Source organism: Spirabiliibacterium falconis, assembly GCF_014885015.1.
GTDB lineage: Bacteria > Pseudomonadota > Gammaproteobacteria > Enterobacterales > Pasteurellaceae > Spirabiliibacterium > Spirabiliibacterium falconis.
The window spans coordinates 1-24,559 of record NZ_JABMIJ010000020.1 but is presented as its reverse complement, the minus strand read 5'-3'; the positions used below and the strand labels follow the sequence as shown (position 1 = coordinate 24,559).

13 protein-coding genes are annotated in these 24,559 nt (G+C 42.4%); all 13 read left to right on the top strand.

Annotated elements, in window-relative coordinates:
* Positions 1 to 239 precede the first annotated feature (239 nt).
* On the top strand, positions 240 to 1,217 hold the full coding sequence (locus HPC40_RS08945; RefSeq protein WP_208119155.1) for a TRAP transporter substrate-binding protein: 978 nt from the start codon (positions 240 to 242) through the stop codon (positions 1,215 to 1,217).
* A gap of 58 nt (positions 1,218 to 1,275) precedes the next feature.
* The gene (locus tag HPC40_RS08940; protein ID WP_208119154.1) at positions 1,276 to 1,797 is read left to right on the top strand and encodes a TRAP transporter small permease; all 522 of its coding nucleotides are present in this window, start codon (positions 1,276 to 1,278) and stop codon (positions 1,795 to 1,797) included.
* Between the two features lie 9 nt (positions 1,798 to 1,806).
* The gene (locus tag HPC40_RS08935; protein ID WP_208119153.1) at positions 1,807 to 3,114 is read left to right on the top strand and encodes a TRAP transporter large permease; all 1,308 of its coding nucleotides are present in this window, start codon (positions 1,807 to 1,809) and stop codon (positions 3,112 to 3,114) included.
* Positions 3,115 to 3,265: 151 nt separating this feature from the next.
* The gene (secE, locus tag HPC40_RS08930; RefSeq protein ID WP_208119152.1) at positions 3,266 to 3,673 is read left to right on the top strand and encodes a preprotein translocase subunit SecE; all 408 of its coding nucleotides are present in this window, start codon (positions 3,266 to 3,268) and stop codon (positions 3,671 to 3,673) included.
* A gap of 3 nt (positions 3,674 to 3,676) precedes the next feature.
* Positions 3,677 to 4,234 (top strand): transcription termination/antitermination protein NusG, encoded by a 558-nt coding sequence (nusG, locus tag HPC40_RS08925; protein ID WP_208119151.1) that lies wholly within the window; start codon positions 3,677 to 3,679, stop codon positions 4,232 to 4,234.
* 111 nt (positions 4,235 to 4,345) lie between these two features.
* Positions 4,346 to 4,774 carry a 50S ribosomal protein L11 gene (gene rplK, locus HPC40_RS08920; RefSeq protein ID WP_208119150.1) on the top strand — a complete coding sequence of 143 codons (429 nt, stop codon included), beginning with the start codon at positions 4,346 to 4,348 and terminating at the stop codon, positions 4,772 to 4,774.
* Between the two features lie 4 nt (positions 4,775 to 4,778).
* A complete protein-coding gene (rplA, locus tag HPC40_RS08915) occupies positions 4,779 to 5,474 on the top strand; it encodes a 50S ribosomal protein L1 (protein ID WP_208119149.1) in 696 nt (231 codons plus the stop codon).
* Positions 5,475 to 5,532: 58 nt separating this feature from the next.
* Positions 5,533 to 6,123, top strand: coding sequence for a hypothetical protein (locus tag HPC40_RS08910; protein ID WP_208119148.1), 591 nt, complete (start codon positions 5,533 to 5,535; stop codon positions 6,121 to 6,123).
* A gap of 272 nt (positions 6,124 to 6,395) precedes the next feature.
* Positions 6,396 to 6,893: a 50S ribosomal protein L10 gene (rplJ, locus tag HPC40_RS08905; RefSeq protein WP_208119147.1), complete on the top strand. Its 498-nt coding sequence runs from the start codon at positions 6,396 to 6,398 to the stop codon at positions 6,891 to 6,893.
* Positions 6,894 to 6,941: 48 nt separating this feature from the next.
* Complete coding sequence (gene rplL / locus HPC40_RS08900) at positions 6,942 to 7,313, top strand: 50S ribosomal protein L7/L12 (RefSeq protein ID WP_208119146.1); 372 nt, start codon at positions 6,942 to 6,944, stop codon at positions 7,311 to 7,313.
* A 266-nt stretch (positions 7,314 to 7,579) separates the two neighbouring features.
* Positions 7,580 to 11,611 carry a DNA-directed RNA polymerase subunit beta gene (rpoB, locus tag HPC40_RS08895; protein ID WP_208119145.1) on the top strand — a complete coding sequence of 1,344 codons (4,032 nt, stop codon included), beginning with the start codon at positions 7,580 to 7,582 and terminating at the stop codon, positions 11,609 to 11,611.
* A 66-nt stretch (positions 11,612 to 11,677) separates the two neighbouring features.
* Positions 11,678 to 15,910 (top strand): DNA-directed RNA polymerase subunit beta', encoded by a 4,233-nt coding sequence (gene rpoC / locus HPC40_RS08890; RefSeq protein WP_208119144.1) that lies wholly within the window; start codon positions 11,678 to 11,680, stop codon positions 15,908 to 15,910.
* A 547-nt stretch (positions 15,911 to 16,457) separates the two neighbouring features.
* Positions 16,458 to 24,559 (top strand): YadA-like family protein (locus HPC40_RS08885; RefSeq protein ID WP_208119143.1); only part of this gene is annotated, 8,102 nt, incomplete at its 3' end.

Genomic DNA, 24,559 nt, shown 5'->3' with positions numbered 1-24,559 from the left:
TCATCAAATAATGATGAATTGTTGAGAAGAAAAAGGGCGAATATTCGCCCTTTTTTATTACCTAAAGACCGCACTTTTTATGTCCCAACCTTTGTAAAATAACACAATGTTTCATAAAAATTAGACCTTAATCACAAAAACGAGTGGATATTATCGGAATCTTTTGAATATTGCGTGCTAAATCCATAGAATCAAGGGGTATAGCAAATTCTGCTACGATCTATTGATAAGGAGAAGGTATGTTGACACAAAAATTATTTAAACTTGCTACGGTAACAGTTGCATTAGGTACTGCATTTTCGGCTTATGCCACAACAGAATTAAAAGTTGCATTTAACCAATCCGATAAACATCCACAATATGAAGCATTGCAATATTTAAGTGATAATTTATACAAAAAAACGGATGGGCGTTATAAATTAAATGTGTATCCAAATGAACTATTAGGTGATCAACGCGCTTCCCTTGAGCTTGTGCAAAATGGTGCAATCCAAATGGCGGTTGTTGCGAATCCATTGGTTGAAAATTATGACAAAACATTTGCTGTCTTGGGGCTTCCATATCTTTATAGTAATGCAGCACACCAAGAAAAAGTATTTACTTCAGGCGTGTTAGATAATTTATTTAAATCAACCGATAAGTTTGGGTTTGAAGTGTTAACTGCATACACCGCTGGTGCTCGCAGTGTTTACAGTAAAGGTGCACCAGTCAAAAGTGTTGAGGATATGAAAGGTAAAAAAATTCGTGTTATGCAATCTGATACGATGATCAAAATGCTGAGTTGCATGGGCGGAACAGGTGTTCCGATGAACCAAGGTGAAGTGTACACCGCGATTCAGCAAGGGGTATTAGATGGTGCAGAAAATAATGAAATTACCTATGCGGACTTAAAACAATATGAAGTTGCACCGCACTTTTCACGTACTCAGCATTTAATGGTGGCGGATTTGGTTGTGGTAAGCAGTAATTTCTTATCCACTATGTCAGAAGAAGACCAAAAGACATTGCGTGAGTTAGCGAAAGACAGTACTAAAAAAGAATTTGAACTTTGGAATGCGCAAATTTCTAAAGCAGAAGCATTAGCAAAAGAAAAAGGTGCGACATTTACGGAAGTGGATTCGTCGCAATTCCAACAAAGCTGTAAACCGCTTAACATGGAGTTATTGAAAACACCAGAGCAAAAAGCATTATATGAAAAAATTGAAACGTTAAAATAAGTTGTCTATAAAAACACGCCGATTGTGTCTGCAATCGGCGTGTTTATTAAGGTATTCTATGCAAAATCGTATTGAACACAACCGCTTTTTTTATTGGCTTGATAAAGTTAAATTTGCGCTTGATAAACTGGCAGCAAGCATTTGTATTGTGATTGTTGCAGTAATGACTGTGCTAATTACGTATCAAGTTATTTCTCGTTATATTTTTAACAGCCCAAGTGCGGTCAGCGAAGTCTTGTCACGTTATCTTTTTATTTGGCTTATTTTGCTTGCGGGGGCGTATGTATTTGGTTTACGAGAGCATATGGCGATCTCGTATATCAAATTAAAATGTAGTCCTAAAGTCCAAATTATGCTGGATATGATCTCCGAACTTGCTACGGCTATCTTTGCACTCACTATTATGATCCTTGGCGGATATAGTGCGGCATTGCGTCAAATGTGGCAGCTTGATTCTGCATTACAAATCCCAATGGGGGCAATCTATGCAGGTATTCCAATCAGCGGTGCGATGATAGTGTTTTATTTCGTTTATAACGAATTAAAACTGGCGCGTGCATTACATCATTTAAAACACTAAGGAGTTATTATGGATTTAGCGTCAACCGCTGCACTAATCATGTTGGTTGGTACGGTGTTTTTCTTGATTATTGGCACGCCAATCAGCATTAGTGTAGGCATTTCATCCTTTGCAGCCATGTTAACTATTTTGCCATCACAAGGTGCGATGGTAACCTCTGCACAGCGCATTTTTGTCGGATTAGATTCATTTGCGTTGTTGGCGATTCCATTTTTTATTCTAGCAGGAAATATCATGAATAGCGGTGGGATTGCTATTCGTTTAATTAATTTTTCTAAAATTATCAGTGGCTTTTTCCCTGGTGCGTTAGCACAAACTAACATCGTATCTAATATGTTATTTGGGTCAATTAGTGGATCTGGTGTCGCTTCTGCTGCGGCAGTGGGCGGCATTATGTCTCCTATTGAAAAAAAAGAGGGCTATGATCCTAAATTTAGTACCGCTGTGAATATTGCTTCAGCTCCAACAGGTATGCTCATTCCGCCAAGTAATACGCTGATTGTTTATGCAACAGTTGCGGGGAGTGTCAGTGTTTCTGCGCTATTTATGGCAGGCTATGTACCCGGCATTTTATGGGGAATTGGCGTTATGATTGTCGCTGGAATTATCGCGAAACGCCGAGGATACATTGCGAAACATCGCATGACCTGTGCTGAATGTTTAAAAGTGACTATTGAAGCACTGCCAAGTATGTCGTTAATTATTATTGTGATTGGCGGTATTTTAGCTGGCGTATTTACAGCAACAGAGGCATCAGCAATTGCGGTAGTTTACTCCCTGATTTTAAGCTTACTATACCGCACTTTAGATCTTAAAAAGTTACCTGATATTTTCTTACAAACAGCGAAAATGTCGGCTATCGTGATTTTTATGCTGGCAGCATCGTCTATAATGTCTTGGGTAATGGCATTTACACAAATTCCAGCTATGATCGCCAATGGTTTATTGGGACTAACGGATAACCCTATTTTGATTTTATTGATCATCAATTTAGTGTTGTTATTTATCGGCACATTTATGGATCCAACGCCAGCGGTTTTGATATTTACGCCGATTTTTCTACCTATTTGTATGAACCTAGGCATGAGCCCAGTTCAGTTTGGGATCTTATTAGTGTTTAACCTATCGCTTGGTACAATCACGCCACCTGTGGGGCCGATTTTGTTTACAGGTTGTAAAGTCAGTAATATTGAAATTGATCAAGTCGTGAAAACCTTAATCCCGTTTTTCTTGGTCATTTTCTTGGTTTTATTGCTGGTCACTTATGTGCCTGCGATTTCCATGACAATTCCTGAAATGATGGGACTAGTGCAGTAATAACAAAATAGGCTAACCGCACTTTGGATAAAAGTGCGGTTTTTTTATTTTAAGCGAGGGATTACTAATAAGATCTTGGCAAAAGATAAATTAAAATGCTACAATCCTGTGTTCTAAAAAATAGGTCGTTTAACGTTGGAATGAGACCAATATGAATTCGAAAAATACAAAAAAACTTCCTGAAGTTGCGCAAGAAGGAAAAGGCAAGGGCGCAAATACCCTGCTTTGGCTTTTAGCCCTAGTTGCGGTGGTTGTTGCGGCAGTAGGAAATGCTTATTTTGCTCAAGATGTGAATGTAGCAATCCGCGTGGTTGGGGTTGTGGTATTGTTGGCATTGGCATTACTTTTTGCCGCCTTGACTAATCAAGGTAAAAAAGCCATGACATTTATACGCGAATCGCGTGTTGAAGTGCGTAAAGTCGTATGGCCAACTCGCCCAGAGGCAACGCAAACTACCTTAATTGTATTTGGGGTTACCGTCATTACTTCATTAATTTTATGGGGATTTGACTCAATTATTATTGCGGTCATTAACTTTTTAACTAATTTGAGATTTTAAGCTATGAGTGAGAATGAAACCCCAATTAAAAAACGCTGGTATGTCTTACAAGCGTTTTCAGGTTATGAAGCACGCGTTGCCAAAACATTGATTGAATACATCAAACAGCAAGGCATGGAAGACCAATTTGGTGAAGTCTTAGTGCCAACGGAAGAAGTGGTCGAAAATGTAGCGGGGAAACGTCGTAAAAGTGAACGTAAATTCTTTCCAGGTTATGTATTGGTAGAAATGGAAATGAATGATGACACATGGCATTTAGTTCGTAGCGTGCCTCGAGTGCTTGGGTTTATTGGTGGTACGCCAGATAAACCAGCACCGATTTCAAGACGTGAAGCGGATACTATCTTGAATCGCTTAAAACAAGACGGCGACAAACCAAAACCGAAAACGATGTTCCAACCAGGCGAAGAAGTGCGTGTTACCGAAGGTCCATTTATGGATTTCAATGGTACGGTAGAAGAAGTGGATTACGAGAAAAGCCGCTTAAAAGTCTCTGTCTCCATTTTTGGACGTGCCACGCCAGTGGAGTTGGAATTCCGTCAGGTGGAAAAAGCACTTTAATCAATTTAAGCGTAAAATCGCTTGAAATCTGTGCGGTATTTATCTACAATACCGCACTTTTACACACTAGGGAAGCCGCAAGGCGATATTACCCATTAAGAGGAAACTAAAATGGCAAAGAAAGTACAAGCCTACATTAAGTTGCAAGTTGCAGCAGGTATGGCAAACCCAAGTCCACCAGTTGGTCCTGCATTAGGTCAACAAGGTGTGAACATTATGGAATTTTGTAAAGCGTTCAACGCAAAAACAGATAGCATGGAAAAAGGCTTGCCAATTCCAGTTGTAATTACTGTTTATGCAGACCGCTCTTTCACCTTTATCACCAAAACCCCACCAGCAGCAGTATTGCTGAAAAAAGCAGCAGGCGTGAAATCAGGTTCTGGTAAACCAAATAAAGATAAAGTGGGTAAAGTAACTCGTCAGCAAGTACAAGAAATTGCGGAACTTAAAGCAGCTGATATGACGGGTGCGACTATCGAAACTAAGATGAAGTCAATTGAAGGTACTGCGCGTTCAATGGGCTTAGTGGTGGAGGACTAATCAGATGGCTAAATTAACAAAACGTATGAAAGCGATCCAAGAGAAAGTTGACTCTACTAAATTCTACGATGTGAACGAAGCTATCGCATTGTTGAAAGAATTGGCGACAGCTAAATTCAACGAAAGTGTTGATGTAGCGGTAAATCTCGGTATCGAAGCGCGTAAATCAGACCAAAACGTACGTGGTGCAACTGTATTGCCACACGGTACAGGTCGTAGCGTACGTGTAGCTGTGTTCACTCAAGGTGCTAATGCAGATGCGGCTAAAGAAGCAGGTGCTGATGTTGTAGGTATGGATGACTTGGCAGAGCAAGTGAAAAAAGGCGAAATGGATTTTGACGTAGTAATCGCTTCACCAGATGCGATGCGTGTTGTTGGTCAGTTAGGTCAAATCTTAGGTCCTCGTGGCTTAATGCCAAACCCGAAAGTGGGTACTGTAACGCCAAACGTAGCGGAAGCTGTAAAAAATGCCAAATCAGGTCAGGTACGTTACCGCAATGACAAAAACGGTATCATCCACACCACTATCGGTAAAGTGAGCTTTGAAGATAACCAAATCAAAGAAAACTTAGAAGCGTTGTTAGCGGCGTTGACTAAAGCACGTCCAGCTTCAGCTAAAGGTGTATTCATCAAAAAAGTGAGTCTGTCAACTACACAAGGTGCAGGCGTTGCGATTGATCAAACAACATTGAATCAATAATTATCCGATAAAAACCTATCATAATTGATAGGTTTTTTTCTGTCTAAAAGGGGATAATATGAAAAAATCCTTATTATTGTCACTACTGTTCACTACTTCTTTCCTTGTCTCATGTACTACGCCACAGCATATTCAGCCGCAACAAATTCGCGGTGTGTGGGGATGCACAACTAAATATGATAACTTAGGTGTCGGCACAAAAGATATTGTTGATATAAAAGCAGATGGGCATTTTCGTATGACGGGCATTATCTTTGATCACTTTTTCGAGAAATTAACCGATAAAAAAATAGATGATTATTTTTCTTCAATATTAAAGTATAGCACCTCTTCTGAAGGGCAATGGCAGTTAAACAGAAATGAATTAACTTACGAAATAACCCAACATAAAGCTACAAGGTTAATTTCTCCGAAATTGATGGCTGAAATTCAAAAATCACTGACGTTAAAAGCGATGGAACAAGCAGTATTTGATATTTATTCAAAAAAAGAAGTCGCAGAAAAGGATAAAATTGAACTTGTTATTACACAGTTTGAAAAGCATCGTTTCACGGCAGAACAAGCATTTGACGATAGTAAAAATATATCGGTCTGTAAAAAACTCGCAAATAAAGAGGACGCATTCCAATTTTTAATTGCCGACAAATAAAAACTAAGATTTTTATTTACATTGATTCAAAATCTCTCTATAATGTCCGACCTAGTCTATTTAGGTAGATTCTATGATGGTGCTTGCCGTAAATCAAGCCCCATCCAAGACCGCAAGGGAACGCACTAAAGTGCGGTCTTAATCATCTTGCGTAGATGGTGAACAGAATAAGAATTTTTTCTGCTTCTGCGCACCGAAGACGTCTTAGTAGCTTCGGCTATTAAGGAATTTTAATCTGGGAAACCAGAAGTGTATTCAGGAGCTAAAAGCCAATGGCATTAAATCTTCAAGACAAACAAGCAATTGTTGCTGAAGTAAATGAAGCTGCCAAAGGTGCCCTGTCAGCGGTGATCGCCGATTCTCGTGGTGTGACTGTTGATAAAATGACTGAATTACGTAAAAACGCTCGTGAAGCGGGTGTGTCAATGCGTGTGGTTCGTAATACATTATTACGCCGTGCGGTTGAAGGCACTGATCTTGAGTGTTTGAAAGACGTGATGGTAGGTCCAACACTTGTTGCTTTTTCTAGCGAACATCCAGGTGCAGCAGCACGTTTGTTCAAAGATTTTGCGAAAGCAAACGACAAGTTTGAAATTAAAGGTGCTGCCTTTGAGGGTGAGTTTATTCAAGCGAGCGATATCGATCGTTTGGCATCTCTACCAACATACGAAGAAGCAATTGCACGTTTAATGGGTACAATGAAAGAAGCTGCGGCAGGAAAACTTGTACGCACTTTAGCGGCATTACGCGACAAATTAGAAGCAGCTTAATTAAGTTTGCTTGGTCTATTAAATATTTTACTTTAGGAATTGATTGTTATGTCATTAACTAACGAACAAATTATTGAAGCAATTGCTGAGAAATCAGTAATGGAAATCGTTGAGCTTATCTCAGCAATGGAAGAAAAATTCGGTGTTTCTGCTGCTGCAGCTGCTGTTGCAGTAGCAGGTGGTTCTGATGCAGGTGCTGCTGAAGAGAAAACTGAATTTGATGTAGTATTAACTGCAGCAGGTGCTAATAAAGTTGCTGTTATCAAAGCAGTTCGCGGTGCAACTGGTCTTGGCTTGAAAGAAGCGAAAGATATGGTTGAATCTGCTCCAGCAACCTTAAAAGAAGGTGTTGCTAAAGCAGAAGCTGAAGAATTGAAGAAAGCATTAGAAGAAGCAGGTGCTTCTGTAGAACTTAAATAATTTTAGTTATTTAAGTTAGCCTAATTAAAGGCGAATGGCTAGTGGTATTTACTGCTAGCCATTTTGTGCCTTTAAAAAATAAGAGTGTTATTGCCGTTTTTTCACTTTTATAATTACTTAATTTTCAATAAGTTAAGTCTGCACAAGAGTTGTTTGAAAGCAAAAGTGCGGTACCAACAAACGGTATCGAATGTATTGCCACCTTGTTAACTTGATCGCAAGTGTGCGCGAATTTTGGGTCACCGATCAGCAAGCAGAGGAACCCTATGGTTTACTCCTATACCGAAAAAAAACGTATTCGTAAAAGCTTTGGCAAACGCCAACAAGTTTTAAATGTACCTTATTTATTAACTATCCAAATTGATTCTTTTGATAAATTTATTCAACAGGATCCTGAAGGGCAACAAGGACTTGAAGCTGCATTTCGTAGCGTGTTTCCCATTGTCAGTAATAATGGTAGCACTGAATTACAGTATGTCAGCTACAAACTTGGTGAGCCAGTGTTTGATGTACGTGAATGTCAAATTCGTGGTGCAACCTACTCTGCGCCATTGCGTGTGAAATTACGCCTTGTCAGTTATGATCGTGATGCAGCACCTGGAACGGTGAAAGACATCAAGGAAAATGATGTTTATATGGGTGAAATCCCATTGATGACTGACAACGGAACATTTGTCATCAACGGTACAGAACGTGTTATTGTTTCACAATTACATCGTAGCCCTGGTGTGTTCTTTGATAGCGATAAAGGGAAAACACATTCATCGGGTAAAGTGCTTTATAATGCACGAATTATTCCTTATCGTGGTTCTTGGTTGGATTTTGAATTTGATCCAAAAGATAATTTATTTGCACGTATTGACCGTCGTCGTAAGTTGCCAGCAACCATTATTTTACGCGCGTTGGGTTATACGACGGAAGAGATTTTATCGCTATTTTTCGATAAAGTGCGGTATACCATTCGTGATAACCAGCTATTAATGGAGCTTGTGCCTGAGCGTTTGCGTGGTGAAACTGCCAGCTTTGATATTGAAGCTGATGGTAAAGTCTATGTTGAACGGGGTCGTCGGATTACAGCACGCCATATTCGCCAATTAGAAAAAGATAAAATCAGCGAAGTTGTTGTACCGACGGAGTATATTGTTGGCAAAATTATTGCTAAAGATTATGTTGATCTCGACAGCGGCGAATTAATTTGTGCTGCGAATGATGAAATGACATTGGAAATGTTAGCGAAACTCAGTCAAGCAGGTTACAACGAGTTTGATGTCTTGTTTACGAATGATCTTGACTATGGGGCTTATATTTCCGAAACATTACGCATTGACCCATCAAATGATCGCTTATCAGCATTAGTTGAAATTTATCGCATGATGCGTCCAGGTGAGCCACCAACAAAAGAGGCTGCGGAAGCGTTATTTGATAATCTCTTTTTCTCAACAGAGCGTTATGATTTATCGGCGGTTGGTCGTATGAAATTCAACCGCTCTTTGAATATTCCTGAAGGTGAAGGTTCGGGCATTTTAAGTAAAGACGATATCGTTATGGTGATGAAAAAACTCATCGAAATCCGTAACGGCCGTGGTGAAGTAGATGATATTGACCATTTGGGCAATCGTCGTATTCGTAGCGTAGGTGAAATGGCTGAAAACCAATTCCGTATTGGCTTAGTGCGCGTTGAAAGAGCGGTGCGTGAGCGTTTGTCTATGGGTGATCTTGATGGTGTAACACCACAAGATTTGATCAATGCGAAGCCAATTTCAGCGGCGGTGAAAGAGTTCTTTGGTTCATCACAATTGTCTCAATTTATGGATCAAAATAACCCATTGTCTGAAGTGACGCACAAACGTCGTATTTCAGCATTAGGCCCAGGTGGTTTAACGCGTGAACGTGCTGGCTTTGAAGTGCGTGACGTACACGCCACCCATTATGGTCGGGTATGTCCAATTGAAACGCCTGAAGGTCCAAATATCGGGTTGATTAATTCATTGTCCGTCTACGCGCGTACTAATGATTATGGTTTCTTAGAAACACCATATCGTAAAGTAGTGGATGGACAAGTGACGGAAGAAATTGAATATTTGTCTGCGATTGAAGAAGGCAAATATGTTATTGCACAGGCAAACTCAAATCTTGATGATGATTTCCGTTTCACTGATGAGTTTGTGACTTGTCGTGGTGAACATGGCGAAGCGGGTTTATACAAACCTGAGCAAATTCACTATATGGACGTGTCCACACAACAAGTTGTATCGGTAGCGGCTGCATTGATTCCATTCTTGGAACATGATGATGCTAACCGTGCCTTGATGGGTGCAAACATGCAACGCCAAGCCGTACCAACATTACGTTCTGATAAACCACTAGTAGGAACAGGGATTGAAAAAGCGGTTGCTGTTGACTCAGGGGTAACAGTTGTTGCTAAACGTGGAGGCTATGTTCAATACATTGATGCGTCACGTATTGTGGTAAAAGTAAATGAAGATGAAACTGCTTCAGGCGAGGCTGGAATCGACATTTATAACTTAACCAAATACACACGTTCAAATCAAAATACCTGTATTAACCAAGTGCCGTGTGTGGCATTAGGTGAACCAATTGAACGTGGTGAAGTGCTAGCGGATGGTCCTTCAACTGATCTCGGTGAGTTGGCTCTTGGTCAAAATATGCGTGTGGCATTCATGCCATGGAACGGTTATAACTTTGAAGATTCAATGTTAGTGTCTGAGAGGGTGGTACAAGAAGATCGGTTTACTACCATCCATATTCAAGAGTTGACAGCGGTCGCGCGTGATACCAAATTAGGTGCGGAAGAAATTACGGCGGATATTCCTAATGTAGGTGAAGCGGCACTGAGCAAACTTGATGAATCAGGTATTGTCTATATCGGCGCAGAAGTGAAAGGCGGAGACATCCTAGTTGGTAAGGTAACGCCTAAAGGTGAAACACAATTAACGCCAGAAGAAAAATTGCTACGAGCCATCTTTGGTGAAAAAGCCTCTGATGTAAAAGACTCATCATTGCGTGTACCGAACAGCGTATCGGGTACGGTTATTGACGTGCAAGTCTTTACACGTGATGGCGTTGAAAAAGATAAACGTGCGATTGAAATCGAAGATATGCAACTAAAACAAGCGAAAAAAGACTTGATGGAAGAGTTGCAAATCCTAGAAGCGGGTTTATTTACCCGTGTTCGCAATTTGCTTGAACAAAATGGCGTTGATAGCAAGAAATTGGATAAACTTCAGCGTGAAAAATGGCTTGAGCAGTCTCTAGCGGATGAAAATCAACAAAATTTGTTAGAGCAGCTAGCGGAACAGCACGAAGAGTTGCGTCGTGAGTTTGAACGTAAACTTGAAATTAAACGTGGCAAAATTACACAAGGCGATGATCTTGCACCAGGTGTGTTGAAAATCGTTAAAGTCTATCTTGCGGTTAAACGTCAAATTCAGCCGGGAGATAAAATGGCAGGTCGCCATGGTAACAAAGGGGTTATTTCAAAAATTAACCCAGTGGAAGATATGCCATATGACGAACATGGTCAGCCCGTGGATATCGTGTTAAACCCGTTAGGGGTACCGTCACGTATGAACATCGGGCAGATTTTAGAAACGCACTTAGGCTTAGCGGCAAAAGGTATCGGTGACAAAATCAATGCGATGATCAAGCAGCAACAATCAGTTGCTAAATTGCGTGACTATATCCAACGTGCGTATGATTTAGGTGGTGCGCCAAAGCAAGTGGATTTAGATACATTTACTGATGACGAAGTAATCCGTCTGGCGGAAAATCTACGCAAAGGTATGCCACTTGCCACCCCAGTATTTGATGGTGCGCATGAAGAAGAGATTAAAGGCTTATTGGATTTAGCAGGCTTACCAACCTCAGGTCAGATTACTTTGTATGATGGTCGTACGGGTGAAAAATTTGAGCGCCCAGTAACTGTGGGTTATATGTATATGCTCAAACTTAACCACTTGGTTGATGATAAAATGCATGCACGTTCAACAGGCTCTTACAGTCTAGTTACCCAGCAACCACTGGGTGGTAAAGCACAATTTGGTGGTCAACGTTTTGGTGAGATGGAGGTATGGGCATTAGAAGCATATGGTGCGGCATATACCCTACAAGAGATGTTGACGGTGAAATCTGATGATGTGAATGGACGTACCAAAATGTATAAAAACATTGTGGACGGCACACACCAAATGGAGCCAGGTATGCCTGAATCTTTCAATGTATTGACTAAAGAAATTCGATCTTTAGGTATCAATATTGAGTTGGAAGAAGATCAGTAAGTGTAAAAAGTGCAAGTGCGGTTTGACCGCACTTGAATCAAGTTTAACTCCGACAGGAGCAAATCTGTGAAAGACTTAGTAAAGTTTTTAAAAGCACAAACAAAATCCAGTGATGATTTTGATGTGATTAAAATTGGCTTAGCCTCCCCTGACATGATCCGCTCATGGTCATACGGTGAAGTTAAGAAACCTGAAACCATCAACTACCGCACTTTCAAACCTGAACGTGATGGGCTTTTCTGTGCGCGCATTTTTGGACCAGTGAAAGACTATGAATGTCTTTGCGGAAAATATAAGCGTTTAAAACACCGCGGCGTGATCTGTGAAAAGTGCGGTGTTGAAGTTACCCAAACGAAAGTTCGCCGTGAACGCATGGGGCATATTGAATTGGCCTCACCAGTTGCACATATTTGGTTTTTAAAATCATTGCCATCGCGTATTGGTTTACTACTTGATATGCCATTGCGTGATATTGAGCGTGTCTTGTATTTTGAAAGCTATATCGTAACTGAACCAGGCATGACTGACCTACAACGTGGTCAATTGTTAACGGAAGAGCAATTCATTGAAGCGGAAGATCGCTGGGCAGATGAGTTTGAAGCCAAAATGGGTGCTGAGGCAATTCAACACCTGTTGAAAGAGATGGATCTCAACCATGAGATTGAGACCTTGCGTGAAGAGTTGCAAGAAACGAGCTCTGAAACCAAGCGTAAAAAAATCACTAAACGCTTAAAATTGCTTGAAGCGTTCGTGCAATCAGGTAATAACCCTGAATGGATGGTATTAACTGTATTACCTGTATTACCACCAGATTTGCGTCCATTAGTGCCGCTAGACGGTGGTCGTTTTGCAACCTCTGATCTTAATGATTTATATCGCCGCGTGATTAATCGTAATAATCGTTTAAAACGCCTGCTAGATCTCGTTGCGCCAGATATTATCGTGCGTAATGAAAAACGGATGTTGCAAGAATCGGTTGACGCATTGTTAGATAATGGTCGTCGTGGTCGTGCGATTACAGGCTCAAACAAACGTGCCTTGAAATCACTGGCGGATATGATCAAAGGGAAACAAGGTCGTTTCCGTCAAAATCTACTCGGAAAACGTGTGGATTACTCAGGTCGTTCTGTTATCACCGTAGGACCTTACTTGCACTTGCACCAGTGTGGTTTGCCGAAAAAAATGGCATTGGAATTATTCCGTCCATTTATTTATGCCAAACTCGAAAGTCAAGGGCACGCGTCAACGATTAAAGCTGCCAAAAAAATGGTGGAGCGCGAAGATGCTATCGTATGGGATATTTTGGCAGATGTTATCCGTGAACACCCAATTTTGCTCAACCGTGCACCAACCTTGCACCGTTTAGGTATTCAAGCATTTGAACCATTATTAATCGAAGGTAAAGCTATTCAGTTGCACCCACTCGTTTGTGCGGCATTTAACGCCGACTTCGACGGTGACCAAATGGCGGTTCACGTGCCATTAACTCTTGAAGCACAGCTTGAAGCCCGCGCGTTAATGATGTCAACGAATAATATTCTTTCACCAGCGAACGGTGAGCCTATCATCGTGCCATCACAAGACGTGGTGTTGGGTCTTTATTATATGACCCGCGAAAAAGTGAATGCCAAAGGTGAAGGCATGTTGCTACAAGATCCGCGTGAAGCAGAAAAAGCCTATCGAACAGGTGAGGCGGAATTGCATGCACGTGTTAAAGTGCGGATCACTGAGCACAGCAAAAATGAGGCGGGTGAATGGGAAGCCAAAACAACGCTAACCGATACCACGGTTGGACGTGCCATTTTATGGATGATTGCACCAAAAGGGATGCCGTTTGAATTATTTAATCAAACACTTGGCAAAAAAGCGATTTCTAAACTCATTAATGCTTGTTATCGTATCTTGGGGATGAAATCGAGCGTTATCTTTGCTGACCAAATTATGTACACTGGGTTTGCTTTCGCAGCACGCAGTGGTGCATCAGTTGGTATTGATGATATGGTTATTCCAGAGCAAAAAGATGACATCATCAATGCGGCTGAAGATGAAGTAAAAGAAATTCAAGAACAATTCCAATCAGGGCTTGTAACCGCAGGTGAGCGTTACAACAAAGTGATTGATATTTGGGCGGCAGCGAATGAACGTGTTGCTAAAGCGATGATGGAAAACCTCTCCACTGAAGAGGTGCTTAATCGTGACGGCGAAATGGAAAAACAAGCCTCCTTTAACAGCATCTTTATGATGGCAGATTCTGGGGCACGTGGTAGTGCAGCACAAATCCGTCAGCTTGCTGGTATGCGTGGTTTGATGGCACGTCCAGATGGTTCAATTATCGAAACCCCAATTACCGCAAACTTCCGTGAAGGTTTGAACGTATTGCAGTACTTCATTTCAACCCACGGGGCGCGTAAAGGTTTGGCGGATACCGCACTTAAAACCGCAAACTCAGGTTATTTGACTCGTCGTTTAGTGGATGTGGCACAAGATCTAGTGATTGTGGAAGATGATTGTGGCACGGATCACGGCATCGTAATGACCCCATTAATCGAAGGTGGCGATGTTAAAGAACCATTGCGTGATCGTGTACTCGGTCGAGTCGTGGCTGAAGATGTGTTAAAGCCAGGTACAGATGAAGTCTTAATTCCACGCAACACCTTGATTGATGAAAAATGGTGTGACGTGGTTGACCGCGAATCGGTTGACAGCATCAAAGTGCGGTCAGTAGTAACCTGTGATACCGATTTTGGCGTCTGTGCGAAATGTTACGGTCGTGATCTGGCGCGTGGTCATATTATCAATAAAGGTGAAGCAGTCGGGGTTATTGCAGCACAGTCAATCGGTGAACCAGGAACTCAGCTTACCATGCGTACGTTCCACATCGGGGGGGCTGCGTCTCGTGCGGCGGCAGAGTCTAGCATTCAAGTGAAAAACAACGGTAGTATCCGCTTGGCGAATGCAAAATTTGTAACCAATAAAGACGGCAAATTAGTGATTACATCACGTAATACCGAATTGACCGTATTAGACGAATTTGGTCGCACAAAAGAAAGCTATAAATTACCGTATGGTGCAAGCCTAAATAAACAAAATGGCGATGAGGTAAAAGCTGGCGAAATTATCGCTAACTGGGATCCGCACACCATGCCAATCATTGCTGAAGTGGAAGGTAAATTAGAGTTTGCAGACATCATCGACGGCGTGACCGTAACCCGTCAGACAGATGAACTCACAGGGCTTTCTTCTGTGGTGGTGCAAGATGTGGGTGAACGTGCAACAGCGGGTAAAGATTTGCGTCCAGCCTTGCGTGTGCTCGACAGTAAAGGTAACCCAGTATTATTGAGTGGAACCGATGTTCCAGCACAATATTTCTTACCAGGTAAAGCGATTGTAACACTTGATGACGGTGCCGAAATCCATATCGGTGATCCATTAGCCCGTATTCCACAAGAATCGGCAGGAACAAAAGATATTACCGGTGGTTTGCCACGTGTTGCGGACTTGTTTGAAGCACGCAAACCGAAAGAGCCAGCGATTATGGCGGAAATTTCGGGTACGGTATCATTTGGTAAAGAAACCAAAGGTAAACGTCGCTTATTGATCACACCAACTGACGGTGGTGATGTGTATGAAGAGATGATTCCAAAATGGCGACAATTGAATGTGTTCGAGGGTGAACAGGTTGAACGTGGCGACATTATTTCCGAAGGGGCAGAAACACCACATGACATTTTACGTTTACGTGGCGTGCATGCAGTAACGGAATATATCGTAAATGAGGTGCAAGAAGTTTACCGCCTACAAGGGGTAAAAATTAACGATAAGCATATCGAAGTTATCGTGCGCCAAATGCTACGTAAAGCGATTATTACGAAAGCCTATGATTCTGAATTCCTTGAAGGGGAGCAGGTGGAAGTGGCTCGCGTGAAAATCGTCAACCGTGAACGTGAAGCACAAGGCAAACCGTTGGTGGAATTTGAGCGTGAATTGCTTGGTATTACCAAAGCGTCGTTGGCAACGGAATCCTTTATCTCAGCGGCATCGTTCCAAGAAACCACACGGGTGCTTACCGAAGCGGCAGTAGCTGGAAAACGTGATGAGTTGCGTGGCTTGAAAGAAAACGTCATCGTTGGTCGTCTCATTCCAGCGGGTACAGGCTATGTGTACCATCAAAACCGCCATCAAGAGAAAGTGGCGGAAGTGGTAGTTGATGAAGAGCTTGAGCATAAAATTGATGCGGATGAAGCCTCTGCCAACCTCGCTGAAATGTTAAATATGACAACCGATTTTAATCAGTCGTAATTCATCTTTTGTCATTCTCAAAACCCTTGGTACTGCCAAGGGTTTTTTTATGTCTATTTTACTTGTCTTTGCTAACCGCACTTTACGGGTTTCTTCTAAAATGTGTTAAATCGAATGTTACAAAAATATTAAATTTGTAAACATAAGTAACTCTGCGGAGTTAGAGTAGACGGTTTTATTCAAGAAAATAGTGGATTTTTAGCACGGCTTTAAATTTAATAATTGCTTTTAATTCATTAAAAATCAATATATTATGCCTTGCCTTGCCTTGCCTTGCCTTGCCTTGCCTTAACGTATTTTGCAAGCAAAACTTTTGTAAATTATTTGTATGAATAGTTAAAATGTGATTTAATAGCGCGCTTTTAACGTTCAGATATGAACAATAGTTCAACATATTGTGCGAAATGCAACCACAAAATGATTACAAAGTGAACATTTTGGTGTGTGGGCAAATCAAGGTTGAATACAAATTAATCGTTTGAACGGGGCACAAGATATCTCATCTATGGTAATGCTGTAGATAATTAGTTAAGTAAAGTAGGAAAATATGAATATTAATTTTAAAGTTATTTTTAATCGTGCATTGGGTTGTTTTGTGGCAGTTAGTGAGTTAGCAAAAACCCAAGGGAAGAGCAACACAAAAAGTGCGGTACGTACACGCACATCACAGCGTACATTTATCCGCACCGCACTTTCAGTTGCAGTATTAATGGCATTCACCAACAGTGCAATGGCGAATGCTACTGGAATTACCTTTGCAGGCAATGGCGGTAGTGCATTAGCCAAATTCGGTGATACGGTTACCATTGAGGGGGATAATGACACTATTTCTGTGGAGTTTAATCCTAATACAAAAACTTATACAGTACATGGTTCATCAGGAAACGGTGTAACCATCAATAATTTAACCGTTGGTAGTGATAGCGGTTCAACCGAAGCGATGAATTTGGGCAGTGAAGCACAAAAATTTTCGATTAAAGGCGAAAATGGCATTACCACCGCCGCATCAGATTCAGACGTTACTGTTAAGCTAGATGATACAACCAAAAATAAAATTGATACTATTGATAATAAAATCGATAGCAGTGCAATCAAAAAACTCACCTTTAAAGACGGTAATACAAGTGGCTCAAGCGTTGAATACAATCCAGCCAATGCAGAGAAAAGCATTACCCTAAAAGGCGAACACGGCACAAGCGTTACCCTTGCCAGCGACGGCACATACACCATTTCTAGCCAAGAACTAGAAACTAAAGCGAATGATGCTAAAACTAAAGCCGACGCAGCGGATAGCAAAGCAACCACTAATGCAGGCAATATCTCCAGCAACAGCAATGCTATCACTGAACTACAAAAAGGCTGGAAAATTCAAACCGCAGCTGCAGGCGGCACGTTAGATAACACATCAACGAAGGATGCTACCAAAGTCGGTGCAGATGATACCGTAACCTTCAAAGCAGGCAAAAACATCACCCTCGCCCGTACGGATAAAGAAATTACCATCACCGCCGCCGATAGTGCTGCAGGTGTGGAATATTATTCTGTGAATGATAACAATAAAGTGCGGTCGAAAGACGAAAACAAAGATAAGAATAAGAGCAACAAAGGGGCGTATGGCGCGCAATCGATGGCGGCAGGCATTAATGCACAGGCATTGACCGAGTACAGCATTGCGCTTGGAACAGGTGCTCAAGCAGGTGCTATCTTACAAGCTGATGGTGATGATCTTACTGAAACTGCGAAAAAAGGCTCAAGTGCGGTTGCCATTGGGCGGAATGCGAAAGCTTTCGGAACATATTCTGTTGCGTTAGGAATAAATGCGGTGACAGGGAAAGCTGAAGGCTCAAGTGGTTCGGCGAGTGTGGCAATTGGTAGTGGTGCAAGAGCAGAGCGTGCAAAAGATATTTCAATTGGTAATGCGGGCTCAAAAAATAAAGATGGTTGGGGAAGTAATATTGCTATTGGTGACGGTGTAGGGCGTGATGTTTCAGGACAGTACAATACTGCACTAGGGGCATCCTCAGGTAATAACGTCGGTTCGGACACTGCCATATCCTATGGTAACGTAGCAATTGGTTTCAAAACAGGTTATAACGTACGTGGTAACTCGAATGTTGCGCTTGGTGAATGGGCAGGTACGGATGTTGGTACCAACTTTATTACAGGTGAGCGTGCCCCTACGTCAAGTAGTGGCGGTAACTCTGCACTCGGCACACAAGCTGGACGTTTTGTATATGGTGTTGGTAACGTTGCTGCCGGTGCTGGTGCGGGTAGTTATTTGAAAGGGGTTGGCAACATTAGTTTTGGTGATGGTGCGAATAAGAATATAGTAGGTGGTGGTAACATTGCACTTGGGCGTAGCGCAGGTGGTAACCAAATGGGAACATTAAATGCCACCCAAGATGGTCTAGATTATAAAGACGAAAGCAACAATATTGCCATCGGTTATGTTAGCCGTGCACATGGCACTCGTGCAATTGCGATCGGTTCTTCACAAGCCCATAATATGCAAGGTCCATTAGCAGATGGCAATGACACCTTTGCGGTTGGTGCACAAGCGTCAGCGGTGCAAACGTATGCTAATGCGATTGGCTTTCATTCCTCTGCGGTGGCACAAAATGCCATTGCATTTGGTAAAAATGCAGCAGCAGGCGGTGATATTCAAAAACAATTAACGGAATTGAATTTAAAACTGGATTGGGCAAATGGTACGCTTAACTCTGCTCAGCGTAACCTTGGAGCTTACCGTAGCCAACTGGCAGCGGCAACTGATGAGAATGGGCGCAAAGCGGCACAAGCACAAATTGATACTTGGGTTGCAAAATTAAAAGAAGCCGCCGTAGAACGTGATGCCATAGCGGCAGAACGTACCGCACTTTTAGATTCAGTGAAAGAAAATCAAAACGCTATCGCCATTGGTAATAGTGCGAAAGCGATAGCGAAAAATGCCATTGCTCAGGGTACGAGTGCAATTGTTTATGGTGAAAATGGTGTTGCGTTAGGAAATAATGCTAAATCAGGCGGTGGATTTGGTAACAATGCTACGCATGCCAATTCTGTGGCTATTGGTAACCAAGCTAATGCAGGTAATATATCAAGTGTAGCCATCGGTGATGGTGCTGTAACAGGAACCGATGGTAAAAATGCGATTTCAATTGGTAAAAACGCAAGAACAGGACGATATTCAGTACAGTCTATCTCAATGGGGTTAAATGCCTACTCTAAGCATTTCAATAACATTACTATTGGTGCTGATACTGAAACTGATGCGGCAAGAGCAATGGCAATTGGTGATAATGCGAAGACTTACGGTACAGATTCATTAGCAATCGGATCAAATGCCACTGTGCAAAACCAAGATAGTGCAATAGTCTTGGGAGCAAATGCTAAAGTGGGTAATAAAACGGGTGATAAGTCTGTTGAGGGGGCGAATAACATAGCCATTGGTCGAAGTGCGATAGTCGGCAATGAGATTAAAACAACGGATGCAATCGCTTTAGGTACTTCTGCAAAAGCAAATGATATTAATACAACAGCGATTGGTACAGGTGCAAATGCAAGTAAAGAGAAAGGGGTAGCGCTGGGTTACCATACGACAGCATCGGGGCGCTCAAGTGTCGTTATTGGTGATGCTTCAAGTGCCAAAGAATTGCGCTCTATTGCAATTGGTAATTTGAGCAATGTTACAGGATATGTCTCAACAGCTATTGGTTATGCAAATAATATTGCACAAGCTAATACAATGGTATTGGGTAATAGTGTTACGACTACCCAAGCCAATAGTGTTGTGTTAGGCAATGCCTCAACTGACCGTGCGGCAACCACTGAAAATACGGCAACCGTAAACGGCATTACCTACAGCGAATTTGCAGGACAGGGTTCAGCCGATAAAGGCGTAGTGTCTGTGGGTAAAGCAGGTGGCGAACGTCAGCTCATTAACGTGGCAGCAGGTAAAATTTCAGCAGATAGCACTGATGCAATTAACGGCTCACAATTGTATTTAACCCAAAACGCATTGGGCAATGTTGCCAATAGCACCAAAAATATTTTGGGCGGTGATGCGGCGGTTACGCCGGAAGGCAATATCACGATGAGCAATATCGGTGGCACAGGTAAAAACACCGTTGATGACGCTATTAAAGCCGCAAAAACGGAAGTTGTTTCGGGTAATAATGTGACTGTGGACAACGAAAGTATGCCAGACGGACATACTCGCTATACGGTCAATGCAGAAAAAACAACGGTGAGTGCCGCAGATAAAAGTGCGGTTGCGGTAGTGAAAGGTGACAAAGATGAAGAAGATGTTACAAACTACACGGTTGATCTAACCCAAGAAACCAAAGACAACATTCAAAAAGGTGTAGACGCAAACAAAGCGATCGAAACCAAAGGTGTTGAATTTATGGGTGATACAGGAACTAAATTTGCCCGTAAATTGGGTGAACAAACCAATGTCAAAGGTGGAGCAGTAGGTGAGTTGACCGACGGAAATATCGGCGTAGTAGCAGATGGAACAGATACGTTAACCATTAAACTTGCCAAAATGGTCAATTTAACCGAAGACGGTATGCTCATGATTGGTGATACTGTAATGGATAAAGACGGTTTGGCAACGCCAGAAGTTACAGCAGACAAGGTTAATGCGGGTACAACCAAAATCGAAAGTGGCAAAATCACAGGGCTTGAAGAGCGTAATCCTGAAGATAATGCAGCAGATTACGGTAAAGGTGATAATGCCAATCGTGCTGCCACTGAAAGTGCGGTTAACGTAGTCAATGATAATGTTAACCTCGTTGATGCAAAACTCGACGCTGCGGAATTTGGCTTAAAAGGTCAAGATGGCAAGGAAGTTAAGAAAAACCTGAACAACACCATCGACGTTGTCGGCGCAGATGACAATATCAGCACCAAAGTTGATGATGATAAGTTGAAAATACAATTAGCCAAAGATCTGAAAGGATTGACCAGTGTTGAAGTGAAAGGCTCTGAGCCAAATCAAAGCACAGTGATCAATGGCGATACTATCACATCAACCAGTAAAGACGGTGAAGTAGCTAACCGCACACCAAACAAAACCGAGTTTATCGGCGGTGATAATGATACTGTAACCTTAAGCAACAACGGGCTTGATAACGGTAATAACAAAATTACCAATGTGGCTAATGGTGTTGCGCCAACTGATGCCGTAAATATGAGTCAGTTGACAGGTGTTTCCGATAAAGTCAACGAAGGTTTGTCGTTTGCGGGTGATTACGGTGCAACAGGCAATGACGATAAAAATAAATTCACACAACAGTTGGGTGATATGACCAGCTTTGAAGGCGGAGCGGATTTTAACGATCTGTCTGACAACAACATCGGCGTGGTGTCTAATGGTTCTGATGGCTTAGCGATTAAATTAGCGAAAAACATCGACTTAACCAAAGAAGGTAGCGTGCAGCTAGGCGACACGATGGTAAATAATGGTGGTTTAACGATTGCAGGTGGCCCAAGTGTGACTAAAGGCGGTATCAATGCTGGTGATATGCCAATTTCTAATGTTGCAGCAGGTTCAAATCCAACGGATGCAGTCAATATGAGCCAACTAACCGCACTTGGTGATAGCAAATTGTCGAGTTTTACGATTGGTGCAGACTCTTATGGTAAACAAATTACTGTGGATAACGGCAATCAACATTTTGATATTGTAGGTTATAGAGGACCAAATACGGCAAATCTAGGTGGACCTCGAGATAATATTTATACGGCTATCAATGGTAATAAAGTGGAAATAGATTTAACTCCACACCTGACTATAGGTCGTAGATATGTCCATGATAAGGTTGGAACAGCTGGTAGCATTAATGTTCAAGGGCAGTACAGTAAACAAGGGGTAGGTATCTTTGGTGAATATTCTACAACATGGGAAAAACCAGTAATTGTGATTTCTGATACTAATGATGAACGTGATCCAGTTATTTTGTCTAATAATAAACAAGGTACACCAGCATTAGATGGTAGTGAAAGCAAGCCTCGTTTACAGATTAGCCGAGAAAATCCTGATTTTTATGACAGACCAATATCTCACGAAGACGTTGCTACAATGAATGACGGTTTATTATTCCAAGGGAATAATAAAGATGCAGACCAAGCGCCAATTGCGAAAAAACTGAACAAAAAACTCACCATCAAAGGTGGCAATGATGGTAGCAATGTGTCTGATGCTAACACTTACGTTGATAACAACGGCAGTGAATTAGTGGTGAAAATGGCGAAAGATCTCACCGACATCGACAGTATTACTACCAATGGCGGTGTTGTGATTAACGATAAAGGTATCAACGCAGGCGATAAAACCATTACCAATGTTGCACCAGGTGTGAACGGCACTGATGCGGTTAATAAAGATCAGTTAGATGCGGTTTCAACCAATGCAGATAGTAAATTGGCTGACTTTACTGTGGGAGCGGATAATCAAGCATCAGCCGATGGTATTGTGATTAATAAAGCCAATAAACGCTTTGACATCGTCGGGGGTGAAAGTAATTCTATCACTACCAAAGTAGACGGCAATAAAGTGGTCGTTGACTTGGCGAAAGATTTAACAGTTGGTAAACCTGGTACGAATGGTGAAGCTGGCTCAATTGGCGTCGCAGGTAAAGACGGCAAAGACGGCGTAAGCATCAAAGGCGACAACGGTGAAGGAAAACCAGCTATTGCCATTGCAGGTAAAGATGGAAAAGACGGCGTAACCCTCACCACCAAAACTGACGGTAAACCAGGCGTGAACGGTAAAGATGGCGAGACTAAACCACGCTTAGAAGTGAACGGAGAAGAAGTCGCAACGCTCAACGATGGTATTAAATACGCTGGCGATACAGGTTCAGCCGCAACCGCACTTAACAAAACCGCGAATATTGTCGGTGGCGTGACAGACAAAACAAAATTGTCTGACAACAACATCGGTGTAGTGGCAGAACAAGACGGCGAAAATGCGAAATTAACCGTGAAATTGGCGAAAGATATCAAAGGTCTTGACAGCATTGCTACCAACGGCGGTGTAAAAATCGACGGTAACGGCATTGATGCTGGCAATAAAGCTATCGCCAACGTTGCTAGTGGTGGTGATGTTGCCACCAATGCAGCTAACATCGGAGATGTGAAAAAAGCCGCGGCAGCTGCTAGTAATAAAGTGACTGCAGGCGATAACATTGTAGTGACTGAAGATAAAAACGCAGATGGCAGCACTACATATAAAGTAGCAACTGCGAAAGACTTGAACGTGGATAGCGTGAAGGCAGGCAACACTACCGTGAATAAAGACGGCGTGAAAGTCGGCGATAACGTTACGCTTAATAAAGACGGCTTGACAGCAGGCAATGTGAGCGTAACTACCGCAGGTATCAATGCAGGCGACAACAAAGTAACAGGCGTTGCAAATGGTGACATTTCAGCTACTAGCAATGATGCAGTGAACGGCAGCCAGTTGTTTAACCAAGGTGAAAGCGTGAAAAATATCATCGGTGGTGATACCACTTATGATCCGAGCACAGGTACCTTCACCAACGCTGACATTGGTGGCACAGGCAAAGGCAACATCAACGATGCTATTGCGTCTGTTAACACAGCGTCTAAAGCAGCGAAAACGGAAGTAACTGAAGGCACAAATATCACTGTGACTGAAAGCAAAGGCAATAACGGTCAAACCATTTACACTGTGGCAACGGCGGATAAAGTGGCGTTTGATGAAGTGAAAGTGGGTGATGTTGTGATCAACAAAGACGCTGGCATTAATGCAGGCAATAAAGCGATTGATGGCGTGAAAGCGGGCAACGTGGCTGAAGATAGCCAACAAGCGGTCAATGGTGGTCAATTGCACAACACGGCACAATCCGTGGCTGATGCACTCGGTGGCGGGTCAAGTGTGAACGAGAACGGCGAAGTGACTGCACCAAGCTATGAGTTGACAGGTACAGGTGGCGATAAAATGACCGCTAATAATATCGGTGGCGCGTTGAACTTCTTCACTAGCCAAGTAGTGAAACCGATTACTTTTGCAGGGAATGAAGGCACACATACTGCACAATTAGGCAGCACGGTGCAAATTACAGGTGCAGATAACAATATCTCAACCAAAGTGGAAGGCAACAATGTGAAAATCCGCCTAGCGGATAATCTTAACGTGAAAAGCGTAACCACAGGCAACACTGTGATGAATGGCGATGGCATCACCATTAACAACCCAGCCGATGCGAACAAAAATGTGAGCTTAACGGCTAACGGATTGAACAATGGAGGCAACCGTATCACTAATGTAGCCCCTGGCGTGGCCGACAGTGATGTGGCAACCATTGGGCAAGTGAAAGGTGTTGCGCAGCAGGTGAATAACAACACCCAAGCGATCAACAATCTTGGTAACCGTATGAATACAATGGATCGTAAGCTCAAAGGCGGTATCGCTGGCAACTCAGCCATGGCGAGCTTGCCACAAGCCTACATTCCTGGGCACTCAATGGTTGCTGTGGCTGGTGGTCACTACAGCGGTAAAAGTGCGGTTGCACTCGGTGTTTCACGCATCTCTGATAGCGGACATGTTATCATCAAACTGAACGCAGCGACCAATAGCTCTGGCGGCACAAATGTGGGCGCAGGCGTAGGCTATCAATGGTA